This window comes from Vibrio gallicus (genome assembly GCF_024346875.1).
Taxonomy (GTDB): Bacteria; Pseudomonadota; Gammaproteobacteria; order Enterobacterales; family Vibrionaceae; genus Vibrio; species Vibrio gallicus.
Genome location: NZ_AP024872.1, coordinates 743673 through 757478, shown reverse-complemented (window position 1 = coordinate 757478; position 13806 = coordinate 743673). Strand labels below are relative to the sequence as shown.

Below are 13806 nucleotides of genomic sequence, written 5' to 3'. Positions count from 1 at the left end.
GGACAAACATGTACACATCTCAAACCAAACAACAGGTACTAGAAGCTGTCGCAACCATGATGGAAAAAGACGACTCTGCACCGATATCGCAAATGGCGATAGAGTCAAACCTTACAGAAGGTGAGATAACCTTCGTCCTGCCTTCCACTATGGTAACAGCGATTGCGGGTGAGCAGGCACAAGCCATTCTAGAAGACCTGCCACAATGGGGTAAAGTCACCACTATCGTCAACTCATTTGGTTCAATCTTTGAATACAAAGCGCCTTTTCCAAAGGGTAAGGTTGCACACGGCTATTACAATTTGATGGGGCGGGAGGGTGAGTTACATGGTCACCTTAAGTTAGATCTGATCAAGCATATTGCAATAGTGTCTAAGCCTTTTCATAAAATGGAAAGCCACTATATTGGCTTTTATGATGAATCTGGAGAGTGTGTTTTTAAGGTATATCTAGGCCGCGATAAGAAGCGTCAACTGTTCCCGGAACAATTAGACAAACTCAGTAAATTAAAAATGGAATTTGCATAATGAACACTCAAAATAGGGATAGCCAAGACCGCACACAGATAAAGCAGCAGCGCCTTCAAGGGCGTTTAGGCCCTGAGGTTCAAGAATTTCGGGATGCGTGCCAAAGCCTTCAATTGGCCACAATTACTCAAGATGGACTACCACACGTTAGTTACACCCCTTTTGCTTTTGATAAGGCAGGTTACTACATCTTGGTCAGTGATTTGGCGGTGCATGGTCAAAACCTAAAACAGAATAAGAATGTGTCGATAATGATGGTTCAAGACGAGTCTCAGGCGAAGAGTATCCATGCTCGTAAGCGTTTGACCTTCGATACCACGGCTGAGCATATCGACAAACAATCTGAGTTGGGTAAAGCGGGCGTTGAAGCGCTATTTGAACGCTTTGGTGATATGGCTCATAACCTTGCACAGCTAGGGGATTTCCATCTCTATAAGCTTACCCCAAGCAATGGACGTTACGTGAAGGGATTTGGTAAAGCGTTTAACGTTTCAGGAAATGACCTAGTTGATTTCCTACACCTAGATGAAGGTCATGTTAACCAAGAGAAACAGCGTATCTCAGAACTAAGCGCCGAGTAAAAAATTCTCAACCTCGTTTTATCGAGGACCATAAATATAAAAATAGAGTCATGCTGACGGGCATTATCTGGCCGGTAGGCAGGGTTTTTACAACCTTTAAAAACAAATTTTAGGTCAAATCATGTATAACAAAACAGCCCTAGCACTTGCTATTGGTACAATATGCGCATCCACAGCGGTATTTGCCGAACAAACCTATACCTTTGATGAAGTAGTGGTTTCTGCTACTCGCACGCAACAAAACAAGAGCGATGTTTCCTCGTCGGTTGAAACGGTAAATCGTGACGACCTCGACGCGCAAATGAACAGCAGCCTAAAAGATACCTTAAACTACACTCCAGGTGTTCAAGTTCAAGGCAGTGGTCGCTTTGGTGTCTCTGGATTTAATATCCGTGGTATGGAAGATAGCCGAGTTAAGGTTATGGTGGATGGGGTTCAGCAGCCTGTACCGTACAACCCTGGCGCAACCCAGCAACGTAAGTATTCAAATACCATTGAAACGGATACCTTGGCAGGTATTGAGGTAAACAAAGGTGCATCTTCTAGCTTGTATGGCTCGGATGCGTTGGGTGGTGTGGTATTAATGCGCACCAAGAATCCTGAAGATGTATTAATTACTGATGGTGATGAGCACCGTTTTGGGATTAAATCAGCGTATTCTTCAGTGAATAGTGAGTTTAAAAATACCGCGACTTGGGCGATGCGTAGTGGTAAATGGGAAACCATTACCATGTTTACTTACGCTGACGGAGAAGAGTACCAAACTCATGGCGATGGTGCCGATATTCTAGGACCAGACCGCGGTGCGGCTGATCCTGCTGACACTAAGCTCTACAATGGTTTAGCTAAGGTGTTTTATCAGGCCAACGACAATCATCGCGTCGGTGTGACCTTTGAATACTTTGATTATCAATATGATTCTTTCTTAGCCTCAGAAGAGGGCTATGAGATCATGCCAGGCTTTGCCTATACAGATTCGTCTATTGAGGACCATAACAAGCGTATGCGGGTTGGGTTTGAGCATGAATGGGCGATGAATAGCCTAATGGCAGATAATTTTGCGTGGAAGGTCTCTTACCAGACAACCGAAAGCGAGTCGAATAACTACGACACCACCAACTGGTTCCCTATCTATACAGACCGCAAGCGTAATCGCCAACGAATTGCTCAAGACGACTCATATCAATTGGATATGCAGTTTACTAAGTTATTAATGGCTGAAAATCACTATCATGAGCTTACCTATGGTGCGAGCTATTTGTACAACGATTTCGCGCTTGAAAACACCGATCACTTTATTCAAAGTGGCACAGGTGCGCCACCAAGTTCGGCGCCCGGCAGTACTGGATTGCCCAACGCCAAGGTACAGCAATGGGGTGTGTTTGCCCAAGACCAAGTATTCTTAATGGATGAGAAACTGATACTTTCAGCTGGTATTCGTTATGACTCTTTCTCAACCGATCCTGAAACTACCGATGGCTATGATGTTAAACATGAGAGCAACGACAACGATGCCTTTACTGGTCGTATTGGCGCGGTTTACCACGTCGCAGATTGGTTTAGTCCATACGCTCAAATCAGCCAAGGCTTTAAGGCTCCAACGGTATATGACTTGTATTATGTCTACGATACTGGCGCCATCTTCTATGGCAACCCAGATCTAGACGCAGAAAAGAGCCTATCATATGAGGTCGGTTTCCGTGGTAAGGGAAGCATCTATCAGTATGAAGTAAGTACTTTCTACAATGAGTATGACGACTTTATCACCAGTCAAGTGGTTGGTCAGTCAGGTCAGCAAGATGTGATCACTATGGTTAACATCGATGAGGCTAAGATCTACGGGGCTGAGGCATCAGGCACTGTATTAGGCCCAATGGGTACTTACACTAAACTGAGCATCGCGTATGCCTATGGCGAGGATGTAAAAACAGGACGTGAACTGGACTCTGTAGCACCTCTTTCTGGAGTAATTGGGCTAGGTTATGACAACCAAGATCAAACCCTAGGTGCGCTGGTGAACTACACTATGGTAGCAAGCAAAGACAAGTGGACCGAAGTAGACAACATTGATGCACCATCGTATAGCCTGCTTGATATTACTGCTTATTACCGCCCAGTACAGGATCTGACTCTGCGTGCGGGTCTGTTCAACGCACTAGATGAGAAATACTGGTTGTTTGAAGACCTAAGTGGTAAGGACGATAGAACTGATTTTGATACGCAAGCGGGTCGTAACTGGGGAGTAAGTGCGGAATACTTCTTCTAAAATAACGACTAAGGTCTGTTGGCCTTATTAAGCTTCATTTTAGGGTCAGAGTCGCAAATATTGCCTCTGACCCTTTCGATTTTTTCATATACGCTAGCAAGAAACGAAAGGAATGTGCGTGCCTATCAATACCACCCCTAACCAGATGCCACGACTCAATAAGCAGTGGTTGTATCAACAAGCCATGCGTCATAAAAAAAAGCTGCTTATAGCAAATGTGGTGGCTTTCTTTGCGACCCTCATCAGTGTGCCAATTCCATTATTGTTGCCTTTAATGGTAGACGAGGTGTTACTCGATAAGCCCGCTGGTGGCATTGATATGTTGCATCGCTTATTGCCAAGCTCTTTGCACACTCCTACTGCATATATTGTGACTGTACTGATTGCCATTATCTTGATGCGTATTGGTAGCCAGGCATTAAACATTGTTCAAACGCGCCAGTTTACCCTGATATCGAAACAGCTTACCTGTTATCTACGGCAATGGATTTTGGACAAACTCGGCCGAGTCTCGATGCAGCAATATGAAGAGAAAGGCAGTGGCGGGCTCACCTCACATTTGGTGACTGATATAGAAACCATAGATAAGTTCATTGGCACTACCCTTAGCCGTTTTGTGATAAGTATCCTAAGCGTTATTGGTATTGGGGCTATTTTATTATGGTTAAATTGGCAACTGGGTTTATTTATTATCTTGATGAATCCGGTTGTAATTTTTCTTTCAAGAGCCCTTGGGCGTAGGGTTAAAGACCTCAAGAAAAAAGAGAACCACTCTTTTGAGCGTTTTCAGCAGCGCCTTGTTGAGACCCTTGATGGTATTTATCAATTACGCGCAGCTAATCGTGAACACGATTATTTAGACCGCTTAAAGGGAGATGCCGAAGCGATTCGTAGGGATGCAGACAAGTATGCATGGCAATCAGATGCGGCTAACCGCTTGTCATTTTTGATGTTCTTAATTGGATTTGAGATCTTTAGAGCGGCAGCAATGCTAATGGTGCTGTTTAGTGATTTGTCTATCGGTCAGATCTTTGCCGTGTTTGGTTACTTATGGTTTATGTTATCACCAGTTCAAGAGCTATTGAGTATTCAATACTCATGGTACAGCGCATCGGCGGCAATGAAACGCCTAAATGGGATCTTGGATATGCCAGAAGAGCATCGCCCTGTTGCAAGTGTACACCCGTTTGAGAAAGGTGAACCGATAGAGGTTGAGTTTGAAAACGTCAGTTTCTCTTACGATGCGGATCGCACGGTATTGAATGATTTATCCCTTAAGATCCCCAAGGGGAAACGTGTTGCCTTGGTTGGCGCATCCGGTGGTGGTAAATCGACGTTAATCCAGCTGTTGCTTGGTATCTATCAAAAAGACAGCGGGAATATCTTAGTTAACGGGCATAGTATTGAATCGGTGAGTTATGAGGCATTACGCAAGAAGCTCGCGGTCGTTTTGCAACAGCCTATGATTTTCAATGATACCCTGCGTCAAAACCTAACCTTAGGTCAAGACTATCCTGAAGAGATACTATGGCATGCGTTGGAGGTTGCTCAACTGGGTGATCTGCGCCATACCTTAAACCAAGGTCTTGAATCGCATATCGGGAGGCAAGGAGTTCGGTTATCAGGGGGGCAAAGGCAACGTCTGGCTATTGCGCGTATGGTATTAGCTGACCCAGAATTAGTGATTCTGGATGAAGCGACATCGGCTCTTGATACCGCTACTGAAGCAAAATTGCATCTAGCTCTAAATCGATTTTTGAAAAATAGAACTACCTTAATCGTGGCGCATCGCTTGTCGGCAGTGAAGCAAGCTGACCTCATCTATGTATTAGAAGATGGCAAGGTTATTCAATCAGGAACTCACCTTGACTTGATTGCAATCGATGGCTTGTATCAAACGCTCTATGGCAGCTTACAGGCTGGCTAAATGTGTAAACAGCCTCCTGTTTGGAGGCTGTTTACTTTATTACTAACTTAGCGCGCCGCTGGTAAGTCTCTTAAAACAGTGGTCACATAATCCTCTATTCGCTGTTTCTGGCCACTTTTGCCTGATGCCGCTCCACTTTGAGCGAGAGCCTTCCATTTTGGGGTCAGCATAGGGTAATCAAACAAAGCGATAAATAGGGTGCCTTTCTCGTCACTTCCCTTAAAGTCTTGTGCTGGAATACCAGTGCTCAGCTGAGTCTTAGCAAAGAGCTCATCATCTGAAAGCTGTGATTCAATAGCGAGCCCATAACCCACAATAAATTGCGGGGTATTAGCAATGTCCACTCGAATATAGCCTTTATCAGCAAGTGTTTTCTCAATGGCGTGGTTAAATACCTTTCTAAGTTCATCTTGGTTCATATCTTTGTTGATATAGGTTTTACCTGAATCTGGATGCCACGCGTAGGTTTTTGCATGGGTCGGAATAAACTGAAAATCACCACTTATAACCACACCGATAGAAAAATTATTTTCATGTTCAGGCGTGCTCGTGACACAGGCGGTCAGCGTTAAGGTTGCGATCAGTGTTGAAATCCACTTCATATAGGTCTCTAGTGTTGTTAATTAAATGTTTCATTGGTTAGAATAGTCGAGAGCGTTTGAAAAAGTCTAGTTAAAACCGACACATACCGCTCATTTGTCTAGCAAGGAGTGCTAATGTCATCAAAATACCTAACTTGCCTTAGTGTGAGTACCTGTCTTCTATTGAGCCCGATCAGTGTTGCGGTCGAGCCACTGTTTGCCACCCCTGCTGATGCACAACCCACATGGCTAGATAATGCCTTTGATTTTGTGGGAGCAGATGGCGGGTTTGATCCCAGCAAAGGGGTCGATATGAGCTACATTCCCTCGGTATTTTATAACCCTGAGCAGGAGTTTGGAGGTGGCGCTCTGATTATCGGCTTGTATAAGACCGATTCAGCGCAAGGCATGGAGCAGCCTTCGTCATTTGTAATAAATTCTTATATCTCGACCAACTTATCTATTGGGGTCACGTTCGATAACACCACTTTTTTGAATAATGGTGACAACCGCTTTGAACTTGAGTCGGAGGTTCATGATGAACCTGTGGTTTATTATGGTCGAGGTTATCAATCGGCAAGTAATCGTGACAATAAGGTTCTTTATACCGAGACCTTGATTGAAGCGACCCCACGCTGGTATCAGCGTATTGCAGACGCCTGGTTTGTGGGGGTCGGAGGGAATGTCACGTTTGTTGATACGCGAAACCCAGAGATTGGTGATGAAGTCATAAATGGTAATCCAATCCTTTTTGCTGACCTTGAATCAAATACCTCATTTGGTGCGTTTATTAGTGCTCGCTACGACAGCCGTGACTATGTTGAAAATACCCAACAAGGCACCTTGTTACAAGTTGATGTGGGGGCGCATTACAGCACCTTAGATTCGGCATCGTTTGGTCAATATGAGATTGAGGCAGCGCATTTCATTGACTTAGAGCCGTTTCCTGGAGTGCTGGCTATGCAAGGACAAGCAAACCTCACCTCCGGAGATGTACCATGGAATCGTCTACCCGATCTTGGCGGCGCATACGCTATGCGTGGTTATATTTTAGGGCGTTACCGAGATGAGCAGATGGCAATGATGCAAGCTGAATATCGTTTACCAATATACCGTCGCTGGGGGAGTGTATTTTGGGTTGGAGTAGGCTCGATTGGTGAGCAGTTACATCAGCTTAATGATGATGTAATGAGCACCTATGGAGCGGGGCTTAGGTATCGACTTAAGGGACGAATTAATCTACGAGCCGATCTGGGCGTAGGTGAAGATGAAACCCTATTTTATTTTAATGTAAACGAAGTTTTTTAGTTTTTGGCTTGTGCAAATTCGCAATGAGGAATAAAAAAGCGCACCGATAGAGTGCGCTTTTGGCTTTGTTTAGTACATCAAATTGGTAAAATTAAAAGAAGAAATGACCTAAACTGTGCATAGAAGCTATTAACGCAGGGACTGCGACAAGAAGTAATTTAACCGCAATAACAATGCCAATTAGAGGCAAAATGCCTTTTTTGGTAGAACGGTTGATCTCTTCTGCATGTTGGCTATATATCATGGTAGCACCTCATGAGTGATTGAATATGGGTTAACTTTACGCCTTTATTAGTATAAATCATCGCCGTAGGGCTAAAAGTTTGAGCTGTGTTTATTGGGGGTTGATAATCTATGATACCGCCCACAGTTTGTACGAAATTTAAACTTTGGTACATTATAATACAGGTTGCATAGCTTGGTTACATTTAATCGCTTTCTTCACCCAAGATTAGATGCCTTAGGATAAGTTTAGACTGAAAATGTAATGTTATAGAATAAAAAAGGTTCATCGCGGATTAGTGGGAACTGAAAACAAAAACGGTAGTTAGTGGTAAGGTTACATCGCCAAACACAACCTTTCACAAACTACCGTTTTCATGCCGAATAATACTTTCCTATCGTCGTTCTGGGAAGGCTTTCAGATCGTAAAGTCTTATAAAACTGATTCATTAATCTCTATCACCTTAATTCCTGATACCCCTGCATACTGTTCTTGTGGTCAAGTTTCTGACTCTATTCATGACACTCAGTGGCGAACGCTTAAGGATGCGATGATGCTAGGCACACCCGTCGAATTACTCGTTCAAACTCGGCGCATCAGGTGTTCAAATTGTGGTATCAAGACTGAGTCTATTTCTTGGGTTAAGCCATATTCTCGCCTTACCAATCGGCTGATTGATTACATTGAGAATCTATTACCATTGCTACCCATCAAACACATTTCAGAGCTTACTGGGGTGCACTGGCACACCATCAAAGAAATAGATAAGCAACGTCTGAAGCGTGTCGTACCTGAGGTTCCTTGGGGTTGTTTGCGTCAACTGGTCATGGATGAGTTTGCCATATTCAAGGGGCATCGTTACGCCACTGTTATCGCCGATGCACAAACGCATCAAGTACTTTGGATTGGTCTAGGTAGAAGTCGTAAAGATATACGTCCGTTCTTTGAAATGCTTGGAGAGCATGCTCAAAATATCGAAGTTGTGGCAATGGATATGAACACCGCTTTTGACCTAGAGGTTCAAGCTCATTGTCCAAAGGCTTGTATTGTCTATGACCTTTTTCATGTCGTCGCTAAGTTTGGTCGAGAAGTTATGGATAGAGTTCGAGTAGATCAAGCCAACCAACTTAAAGATGACAAAAGTGCACGGCGTTGGGTCAAGCGCTCACGTTGGGTATTACTGAAAAATAGAGAGAACTTAAATACTAAGCAACAAAGTTACCTGGATGAAATACTTGCGGTTAACCGTGACTTAATGGTGACCCATTTACTTGGTGCTCAGCTCAAGGAGCTCTGGTACTGCGACTCGGAAAAACAAGCCAAAGACCTTTGGGAAATATGGTGGCAGCAAGTCCATGAAAGCGGAGTAAAACCGCTCATAAACTTCGCTAAAAAGCTGAAACCGTACCTTCATGGGATAGTGTCTTCAGCTTTGTATCATTTAAATACATGCACCTTGGAAGGGATTAATAACAAGATCAAGCTAATCAAAAGAATGGGCTATGGGTACCGAGATACGGATTACTTCTTTATGAAGATAAAAGCGGCCTTCCCCGGAAAGCCGCGATGAACCATAAAAAAGGCTCAATACGCAGGTGCGTATTGAGCCTTTTATGATCTGATGCTTCGCGTTAGCTAGGTTCTTTATCTGAGGTGATAGACAGAAGCCAAACACAAATAACCGCAACCGCTGCAAATCCAGTGAGTATAATGAAAGGCATCGCGCTATAGCCTAGTATATGCCAAATTATGTATTCTAATCGACTCATAACTTTTCCTTACCAACCTTTTACGCCATGCATATCAGGTAATTTATGTGCGATACCTTTGTGGCAATCTACACACGTCTTTTCGCCAGAAGCAAGCGCTGTGGAGTGCTGCTGTGCGCTTCGAGAGCTCTGCTCAGAGAAGTCCATATACTCAAATTTATGGCAGTTTCGGCACTCTAATGAGTCGTTATCTTTCATACGAGCCCACTCACGCTCAGCTAAGTGACCACGTCGAGCTTGGAACTTTTCTTCAGTATCGATGGTACCAAGAAAGTGATACACAATCTCTTTAGATGCCTGCACTTTACGCACGATCTTATCCGTCCAATTGTGAGGTACGTGGCAATCTGAACAGATTGCGCGTACCCCAGATCGATTCGAATAGTGAATCGTTTCTTTGATCTCTTTTACAATAGGGGCGTGACAGCCTGAACAAAATTCTTCGGTATTTGTCGCTTCTAGGCCGGTGTGGAGTGCGCCCCAGAATAGAAGACCACCAGCAAATCCCAAGAAAAGCACGACACCTACCGCAGCTTTACTTGGCTTTGTTAGCCTCTTCCAAAACGCTTTTAATAATTTCATAAATAGCCTCTTCTATTAACTACTAGCAAGGTTAGTCTTTAAGCGAGTCAACGCTTTCAAATTTGTTCTCTACTAGAGGCTTAGCGTTTGCTTGTGGTACGTGACATTGTAAGCAGAAGTAGCGACGCGGGGATACGTCGGCCAATACTGCATCTTCTCGGTTCACGTAGTGCGTAACACTGATTTTGGTTGCACCCATTTCTTTAGCATTCTTCCAGCTATGACAAGACAGGCATTTGTTTGCGTTTAGATCTACTTCATACGAGCGAACATTATGTGGAACCATTGGAGGTTGATACACATAGTTGCTATCAGGAAGAGATTGTTCGCGAGGGAACTTTTTAAATTCGTCTGCAGGACGTGTGTCTTCAAGCTCGGCAGTACCGCGTAGAGACTCAACTCCCCCGATGCCCCCAGGGTTATTGAGTTCTGCTTTTGCGATCCCGGCACCTAAAACACCAATCGATAATAGAGCAAGCAGTAGCTTCTTCATCATTTTTTTCTCCGCCACATGGCAAGTTGTAAGGGCCATACTAACTGACCCCAATTGACTAAAGGCCTTAGGCCACTTTGGTGATTTTAACTGGACACTTCTTGAAGTCGGTCTGCTTAGAAAGCGGATCGGTAGCATCAAGAATTAATTTATTGACCAGAATGCGCGCATCGAAGAATGGGATGAATATCAGCCCTTTAGGTGGGCGGTTTCGTCCACGAGTCTCGACACGAACTCTAATTTCGCCACGTTTATTGGAAATTAAAGCCTCTTCACCACGGCGTAAGCCTTTTGCTTTCGCATCATCTGGGTGCATGTACACCAAGGCATCCGGAACCGCTTTATACAATTCAGGAACGCGACGGGTCATGGTACCTGTATGCCAGTGCTCTAGCACACGGCCGGTACATAGCCACATATCAAACTCTTCATTTGGCACCTCAGGTGGAGCCTCATATGGCGCAGAAATAATCCATGCCTTGCCATCTGGTTTGCCATAGAAGTCCCAACCTTCACGTTTAGCGTATGGATCCGTACCGTTTTTAAAGCGCCATAGGGTTTCTTTGCCGTCAACTACCGGCCAGCGAAGACCGCGTACAGTATGGTAGTGGTCATATGGCGCAAGATCGTGCCCATGACCGCGACCAAATGAGGCGTACTCTTCAAACAAGCCTTTTTGTACATAGAAGCCTTGGTCGTGTGCGTCATCGTTGAGTTCTTGCGCTTCTGATAGCGGATATTTATCAACGTGACCGTTTTTGTACAGTATGTCGTACATGGTTTTTCCGCGATACTCAGGCGCTTTAGCAAGTAACTCTTCACCCCAGATTTCTTCAACCTTGAAGCGCTTTGAAAACTCCATAATCTGCCATAGGTCAGATTTGGACTCGCCTACGGTTTCAACTTGTTGATACCATGCTTGGGTACGACGCTCTGCATTACCGTATGCGCCTTCTTTTTCGATCCACATTGCCGTTGGAAGGATAAGGTCGGACGCTTGCGCGGTCGCAGTTGGGTATGGGTCTGAGCACACAATGAAGTTTTCAGGATTACGATAACCAGGCAGGCGTTCCGCATTGATATTTGGACCGGCTTGCAGGTTGTTGTTACACATAACCCAGTAAGCGTTTAGCTTGCCATCGTGCAACATGCGGTCTTGTACAACAGCATGAAAGCCTGGTTTTGCTGGAATGGTTCCTTCCGGCAGTTTCCATATCTTCTCTGCAATCGCACGGTGCTTCGGATTCGCAACCACCAAATCTGCAGGCAGACGGTGAGAGAAGGTACCTACTTCACGTGCAGTACCACATGCCGACGGTTGGCCGGTCAATGAGAACGGAGAGTTACCCGGGGTAGAAATCTTACCGGTTAACAAGTGGATGTTATAAACCAAGCTATTCATCCATACCCCACGGGTGTGCTGGTTCATACCCATAGTCCATAGCGACATGATCTTGATATTAGGATCGGCATATTGCTCAGCAAGATGGATAAGCTTGTCTTTTTCTACTCCAGAGATCTCACTGGCTTTCTCAACGGTATAAGGTTCAACCGATTTAGCATACTCTTTAAAAGATATAGAGCTCATTGCCCCTGAGTTAGGGTTTGCAGCTTCCATTTGAAGAGGGTCATCATCACGCAAGCCATAGCCAATATCAGTTGTAGCCTGCTTGAAGTGAGTATGCTTATTAACAAAGTCTTGGTTTACTTTGTTGTTTTGAATAATGTAGTTTGCGATAAAGTTCGCAATCGCCAAGTCAGATTGAGGATGGAAAATGTAGCCATGATCAGCCAATTCGAATGAGCGATGGTGATAGGTTGAGAGTACATTGACGCGCACGTGAGGATGGCTTAGACGGCGGTCTGCAATGCGAGTCCATAGTACTGGGTGCATTTCAGCCATGTTCGAGCCCCAAAGCACAAACGTATCTGCGTGTTCGAAGTCATCATAGCAACCCATTGGCTCATCGATACCGAAGGTACGCATAAAGCCACCAACCGCTGATGCCATACAGTGGCGTGCATTCGGGTCAATGTTATTTGAGCGGAAGCCTGCTTTCATCAACTTAGAAGCCGCATAACCTTCCATTACCGTCCACTGACCAGAACCAAACATGCCGACGCTGGTAGGGCCTGATTTTTTAAGAGCCGCTTTCCATTTTTCAGCCATGGTATCGAAAGCAACATCCCAAGAAACAGGAGCAAAGTCACCATCTTTATCATATTTCCCATTCTTCATACGAAGTAGGGGCTTGGTTAGGCGGTCTTCGCCGTACATGATTTTAGATAAGAAGTAACCCTTGATACAGTTAAGTCCCTTGTTGACAGGAGCTTCTGGATCACCCTGGGTAGCAACTACTCGACCATTTTGGGTACCCACCAGCACGGAACATCCAGTACCACAAAAGCGGCATGGGGCTTTATCCCACTTAATCTTGGTTTGGTCAGAGCTTGCGATAAGGTTGGTTGCTTGGGCGGGAAGTGAAATTCCAGCTATCGCTGCTGCCGAAGCAGCTGCGTTTGCTTTCACAAACTCGCGTCTTGTCATTTTCATAGTCAATCCTCTTGCACTAATCAGTTAACCGATGCTGGCATCGGTAGTAACCGTTGCATGAATGTCGGCGTCTAGTTTTGTTATGTCTGCTTCAATCTGGTGATAAACCAGAGCGGTGTTAACCACTCCGGAAAATTCATTTATTTGGTCTATTGCTGTAGTAATAAATCCTTGATTTTCAGTTTCCATTACCACGACAAATTTGCCATCTTCACTCTCAGCATAGATTTCTGTGCCTTCGAGTTGATTAATAAACTGTCTTACGGAGTCTATGCGTTCTGGTGAGCAGTAAACTACGAAGCTGGAGATGTGTACTTCATTGGCCGGCATTTGAACCCTCTTTTTCGTCGGACATAGAGATGGCGGTTACTGGGCATGCGCTTACACATGCACCGCAACCAGTACATAAGTTTGAGTCTAGTTTAGGTTGCGCCACTCGCCCAATCTGAAGAGCAAATTGTATTGCGAAAGGCTCACAAACATCGCTGCAAGTTCGACACTCTACATTCTGTATAGCGAGACAAGACGGTTTAATTGTAGCCTTGATTTTCCAAGGTATTGTGCTTGTTGGCCTAAAGATAGGCTCGGGACATACCTCGGCACATTTTTCACAAAAAGTGCATTCGCCCTTGTCAAAATCGATTGAGGGGAACCCACCAGCGCCTAGCTTGATAATATTGGTTTCGCATGCCGCTATACATTTGCCACACTGAGTGCACCCATCCACAAACTCAGCGTCATCCTTCGCCCAAGGTAGACGTGTGCCTACTTGATAGATAAGCTGGTTTTTTTGGGAGCCGCTTGTAAACAAACGCCGTCTAGACAAATCGACCAAATTGCACCTTTGTGTTTGAATTCATAAACATTTCCTATAATAGAAGTGTAAGTGATTAACAAATAAACCCCATACCTATTAAGGGTTAATCACATGTGTAAATTGTTTTAGATCAATTGTTTACTATATTCAAGTTCGCATAATTGCTTTTTAAGTCCGT

At 44.5% G+C, this 13806-nt stretch carries 14 protein-coding genes; 6 read left to right on the top strand and 8 right to left on the bottom strand.

Annotated features, from left to right (window positions below):
• Nucleotides 1–8: 8 nt before the first annotated feature.
• The 4 genes from hutX (at nucleotide 9) to OCU28_RS15075 (ending at nucleotide 5301) form a co-directional block, all read left to right on the top strand.
• The gene (gene hutX, locus OCU28_RS15090) at nucleotides 9–527 is read left to right on the top strand and encodes a heme utilization cystosolic carrier protein HutX (protein WP_261817711.1); all 519 of its coding nucleotides are present in this window, start codon (nucleotides 9–11) and stop codon (nucleotides 525–527) included.
• A complete protein-coding gene (gene hutZ, locus OCU28_RS15085) occupies nucleotides 527–1108 on the top strand; it encodes a heme utilization protein HutZ (RefSeq protein WP_261817710.1) in 582 nt (193 codons plus the stop codon). The genes hutX and hutZ overlap by 1 nt, the downstream gene beginning before the upstream one ends.
• Nucleotides 1109–1229: 121 nt before the next feature.
• Nucleotides 1230–3374, top strand: a complete 2145-nt coding sequence (locus tag OCU28_RS15080; RefSeq protein ID WP_261817709.1) for a TonB-dependent hemoglobin/transferrin/lactoferrin family receptor — start codon at nucleotides 1230–1232, stop codon at nucleotides 3372–3374.
• A 145-nt stretch (nucleotides 3375–3519) separates the two neighbouring features.
• Complete coding sequence (locus OCU28_RS15075) at nucleotides 3520–5301, top strand: ABC transporter ATP-binding protein (RefSeq protein WP_261818285.1); 1782 nt, start codon at nucleotides 3520–3522, stop codon at nucleotides 5299–5301.
• A 47-nt stretch (nucleotides 5302–5348) separates the two neighbouring features.
• Here OCU28_RS15075 and OCU28_RS15070 read toward each other — a convergent pair whose 3' ends face one another.
• Nucleotides 5349–5903 (bottom strand): DUF4136 domain-containing protein, encoded by a 555-nt coding sequence (locus OCU28_RS15070; RefSeq protein WP_261817708.1) that lies wholly within the window; start codon nucleotides 5901–5903, stop codon nucleotides 5349–5351.
• A 114-nt stretch (nucleotides 5904–6017) separates the two neighbouring features.
• On the opposite strand from OCU28_RS15070, the gene OCU28_RS15065 reads away from it, so the two are divergent.
• Nucleotides 6018–7190, top strand: coding sequence for a BamA/TamA family outer membrane protein (locus OCU28_RS15065; protein ID WP_261817707.1), 1173 nt, complete (start codon nucleotides 6018–6020; stop codon nucleotides 7188–7190).
• A 91-nt stretch (nucleotides 7191–7281) separates the two neighbouring features.
• Here the strand turns inward: OCU28_RS15065 and OCU28_RS15060 are convergent, their stop codons facing one another.
• Complete coding sequence (locus OCU28_RS15060; RefSeq protein WP_261817706.1) at nucleotides 7282–7434, bottom strand: hypothetical protein; 153 nt, start codon at nucleotides 7432–7434, stop codon at nucleotides 7282–7284.
• Nucleotides 7435–7789: 355 nt separating this feature from the next.
• Here OCU28_RS15060 and OCU28_RS15055 point away from each other — a divergent pair, with 355 nt between their 5' ends.
• Nucleotides 7790–8983 carry an ISL3 family transposase gene (locus tag OCU28_RS15055; protein ID WP_261816841.1) on the top strand — a complete coding sequence of 398 codons (1194 nt, stop codon included), beginning with the start codon at nucleotides 7790–7792 and terminating at the stop codon, nucleotides 8981–8983.
• Between the two features lie 61 nt (nucleotides 8984–9044).
• On the opposite strand, the gene OCU28_RS15050 is transcribed toward OCU28_RS15055, so the two are convergent.
• The 6 genes from OCU28_RS15050 to napF form a co-directional block, all read right to left on the bottom strand.
• The gene (locus OCU28_RS15050) at nucleotides 9045–9182 is read right to left on the bottom strand and encodes a TIGR02808 family protein (protein WP_261817705.1); all 138 of its coding nucleotides are present in this window, start codon (nucleotides 9180–9182) and stop codon (nucleotides 9045–9047) included.
• A 9-nt stretch (nucleotides 9183–9191) separates the two neighbouring features.
• On the bottom strand, nucleotides 9192–9764 hold the full coding sequence (locus OCU28_RS15045; RefSeq protein ID WP_261817704.1) for a NapC/NirT family cytochrome c: 573 nt from the start codon (nucleotides 9762–9764) through the stop codon (nucleotides 9192–9194).
• Nucleotides 9765–9795: 31 nt separating this feature from the next.
• Complete coding sequence (locus OCU28_RS15040; RefSeq protein WP_261818284.1) at nucleotides 9796–10257, bottom strand: nitrate reductase cytochrome c-type subunit; 462 nt, start codon at nucleotides 10255–10257, stop codon at nucleotides 9796–9798.
• 67 nt (nucleotides 10258–10324) lie between these two features.
• Nucleotides 10325–12811 (bottom strand): periplasmic nitrate reductase subunit alpha, encoded by a 2487-nt coding sequence (gene napA / locus OCU28_RS15035; protein WP_261817703.1) that lies wholly within the window; start codon nucleotides 12809–12811, stop codon nucleotides 10325–10327.
• Between the two features lie 24 nt (nucleotides 12812–12835).
• Nucleotides 12836–13141, bottom strand: coding sequence for a chaperone NapD (locus OCU28_RS15030; protein WP_261817702.1), 306 nt, complete (start codon nucleotides 13139–13141; stop codon nucleotides 12836–12838).
• Nucleotides 13128–13646 carry a ferredoxin-type protein NapF gene (gene napF, locus OCU28_RS15025; RefSeq protein WP_261817701.1) on the bottom strand — a complete coding sequence of 173 codons (519 nt, stop codon included), beginning with the start codon at nucleotides 13644–13646 and terminating at the stop codon, nucleotides 13128–13130. The genes OCU28_RS15030 and napF overlap by 14 nt, the downstream gene beginning before the upstream one ends.
• Nucleotides 13647–13806: the final 160 nt, after the last annotated feature.